The organism is Emticicia sp., from assembly GCF_043780375.1.
In the GTDB taxonomy this organism is placed as follows: domain Bacteria; phylum Bacteroidota; class Bacteroidia; order Cytophagales; family Spirosomataceae; genus Emticicia.
The window spans coordinates 1-3,769 of sequence record NZ_JAYWCU010000062.1 but is presented as its reverse complement, the minus strand read 5'-3'; the positions used below and the strand labels follow the sequence as shown (position 1 = coordinate 3,769).

Genomic DNA, 3,769 nt, shown 5'->3' with positions numbered 1-3,769 from the left:
GAAAAGGCAAAGGGCGAGAAAAATTCTCGCCCTTTGCCTTAATATGGTTTAAACAATCTATTTATATTGTTCAATGATTCTGTGAAGAGCTTTTTGTGTATCTAAATTCGGGAAAAAATCAAAAATTTGTACGTGCGAATCGAAGTTAAGCATCAAACCAGTTTCTAAATATTGATAGGCTTCATTATAGCTTCCGTCAAAAATTAGATAGGCAGCTGCACGATAAAACAAATCTGGGTCGTCGGGCATTTCGGTTATTCCATCATAAACAATCTCGAAAGCTTTATCATATTCGCTCTGCTCAAAATACAATAAAGACCAATTCAACCAAATATCGGGGTTTTTAGGGTCAATAGCAATAGCTTGGCTATATGCTTCATTGCTTGATAAAAAATTGCCTAACTTAGATTCTGTATCTCCCAATAAAAGCCAATAATCAGCATTAGATTCATTTAGTTTTATTGCTTTTTGGGTAAAATGAATACCTTCAAACCAACGCTCTTGCTCATACATTGCCGAACCCATGCCAAACCATGCTTCGTCCCAAGTTTCGTCTATAACAGTTGCTTCTCGGTAATGCTTGTATGCTTCGTCGTATTGTTCTAATTTTTCGCAAGATGCCCCCAAATGTGTATAAACTTCTGCCGTTGGGGCTTCGTGCTTTAGTACATTAGCATAACACTCTTTAGCATCAATAAAATTATTAAGATTCATGTACGCATGTGCAAGATTGAACCAGCCCGATGCAAAATCTTCTTTTACAGTAACTGCATAATCATAAGCAAAAGCGGCATCTTCATGCTTGCCTAAGCGACTGTGCATCATACCCAGAGCAAACCAAGCAAAGTGCGAATAGGGGTCATTATCGACTAATTCCTTAAAATAAGATAGGTTTTCGTCTAATTTATTAGCTTGTTCTAAGCAAAAAACTAATTCATAAAAAGCTATTTCTTCATGAAATTTATAACGAATTGCTTTTTTGTAGAAATGAGCAGCTTCGTCAAATTTTTGCCAATTTTGGTATGTTTGAGCCAGCTGAAAATAGACCGTTTCTTTCTCGTCTGATAACAATAATGATTCTCTTAGGTGTTCGACTGCTTCTTCATAGTTACCCATGAGATTGCTAATAACGCCTCTCATATAGGTTATCTCATTATCCGAAGGGTTAAACGTTGCCGCTTTATCGAGCACTTCCATTGCTTCGTCAAACTGTTCGTAATTGGCATGTAATTGCACTTTATCCAAGAGAAGTTCGAGCGAATAAGGATATTGTTGCAAGCCAATTCGACACGCTTTCATTGCCATATCCCACTTGCTTTTGAGCAGATAGTATTCCGACAATTGCTCATACGTTTCTTCATCGAAGAATATCGTCTCTTTACTTTTGAGCATTTCCTCAAAACGTTCGGCCGAAGCTTTTACATCAGCATCGTCGAAGTTTTCGAACCTGTCACTGAATTCGTGTTGCATGTAGATTCTACTCAAAGGTTAGTCAGTCCAACCACAGGACTGCACGGTGTATTTATTTTTATAGTATTAGGCACTGATTTTTTAGTACAAAAAGCAAAAAAAGGCACTTTTTATAACTAATTGCCAACCGCTAAGAGCTAATACTAACACAAAATACGATTCAAGATAATTACTTTTTATTAAATGTCAATAGTTTTATCAAAATAAAAATTTGGAGTATTTTTACTTAGTCAGAAAAGTACAAACCCTAAGAATAGTTTCTTCAAAGTTTGTAAACTCAAATCCGAGTGCTTGACGAATCTTTTCGTTTTTATAAGCAAATTTCGTGCGAGAATTTTTGGCCGTTTCTTTTGTGATTAAAGGCGATTTATTTGTAAAAAAAGACCTAATTGCTTCCAATCGCCATAAAAATTCGATTAAAACTGGGGAAATTGATTTTGTGGGTGGATTTTTGTTAAAGGTTTTTGCAACTTTCAAAAAAAAATATCGGTATGTTACAGCGTCAGCACTCAAAATAAATCGCTCATTTTGTATTTCTGAAACTGTCAGTTGAAAAATTGCTTCAACAACATCTTTTACATCTACATAATTGAGATTTCCTTCGGTATAAAATTTATGTTCGTCATAAACATATTTAAACAATTGCGTACTACTTTTATTCCAATCGCCCTCACCCAAAATTACCGACGGATTCACAATTACAGTATTTAGTCCTTCGGCTTGCCCTCTCCAAACTTCCAATTCACCTTGATATTTGGACTTGGCATAATGAGAATTCAGTGGCGAATCTTCCCATTTTTGATTTTCGTCTATAATTCCACCTAAAGTATGTTCGGTAGAAGCGTTGGGTTTTCCCAATGCTGCAATAGAACTTACGTAACAAAGTTTTTTTATCTGTTTGTCTAAGCAAATGTTTACCACATTGGCTGTGCCTTCCACATTTACTTTATACATATTATCTCTGTCTTTAGGAGAATAAGAAACAACAGCGGCGGTGTGAACGACAAAATCAATATCGTTTTCAATAATTTTCCCCAAGGAAACAATGTCAAGAATATCTCCTTTGATTATTGTTATTTTTGATGAAATTTCCTCTAATAAAGACAAATCGCTTCCCGAACGGCACAAAGCAAGCACCTCGAAATTTGCCTCGGCAAACCTTCGAGCCGTTCGGCTACCAACTAAGCCATTTGCTCCTGTGATGAGAATACGTTTCATTGGCGTAAAAACCTGTATGGTCTGAAATGACCTTACAGGTTTAATTATAGCGTTTTTTATCTCGAATAATTAGGTGCTTCACGCATAATCTGAATATCATGCGGATGGCTTTCTTTAATACCCGATGCTGTTATTTTTACAAATTTTGCTTGTTGAAGTGCCGCAATATCGGCAGCTCCGCAATAGCCCATGCCTGCTTTTAGTCCACCAACCATCTGATATAATACTTCTGCGGCACGTCCTTTGAACGGCACACGACCCACAATTCCTTCAGGAACAAGTTTTTTAATATCGTCTTCGGCATCTTGAAAATAGCGGTCTTTCGAGCCATCTTCCATTGCTTCTACCGAACCCATGCCTCGATATGTTTTAAATTTTCGCCCTTCATAAATCACCATTTCGCCAGGAGCTTCCTCTGTTCCTGCCAATAGCGAACCAAGCATGACGGTACTCGCACCTGCGGCAATGGCTTTGGCAATATCGCCCGAAAAACGAATGCCACCATCAGCAATAATTGGCACACCATATTTGGCGGCACCTTTGGCGGCATCGGCTACGGCAGAGAGTTGAGGCATCCCGATTCCTGCTATAATACGAGTTGTACAAATACTTCCTGGCCCAACACCTACTTTTATAGCATCAGCACCTGCAATAGCAAGGGCGATGGCGGCTTCTTCGGTGGCAATATTTCCTACAATTACATCAATTTTAGGAAAAGCAGCTTTTATTTGCTTCAAGGTATCTATTACACCTTTCGAGTGTCCGTGTGCTGTATCAATGCTTACAACATCAACTCCTGCCTTGATAAGGGCAGCAACTCGGGCTTCAATATCTGGTGTAACGCCAACAGCAGCACCAACAATTAGGCGACCTAAACTATCTTTAGCGGCATTTGGTCTGTCTTTTTTCTTAATAATATCTCGGTAGGTAATCAAACCGATGATTTTATAATCTTTATCTACAATAGGTAATTTTTCAATTTTGTAATTTTTCAAAATATCCTCTGCTTCCGCAAGTCCTGAGCCTTCTTTGCCTACAATCAGGTTATCTTTTGTCATAATATCAACAACTGGCACAGAAT

General features: G+C 37.9%; 3 protein-coding genes. All 3 read right to left on the bottom strand.

Going from position 1 to position 3,769, the window contains the following annotated elements; genetic code table 11:
• Positions 1-57 precede the first annotated feature (57 nt).
• Positions 58-1,470, bottom strand: coding sequence for a tetratricopeptide repeat protein (locus ACH2CJ_RS04430; RefSeq protein ID WP_394991018.1), 1,413 nt, complete (start codon positions 1,468-1,470; stop codon positions 58-60).
• Positions 1,471-1,692: 222 nt separating this feature from the next.
• Positions 1,693-2,688 (bottom strand): SDR family NAD(P)-dependent oxidoreductase, encoded by a 996-nt coding sequence (locus ACH2CJ_RS04425; RefSeq protein ID WP_394991017.1) that lies wholly within the window; start codon positions 2,686-2,688, stop codon positions 1,693-1,695.
• A 56-nt stretch (positions 2,689-2,744) separates the two neighbouring features.
• The coding region (locus ACH2CJ_RS04420; protein WP_394991016.1) for an IMP dehydrogenase at positions 2,745-3,769 on the bottom strand (1,025 nt) is incomplete at its 5' end.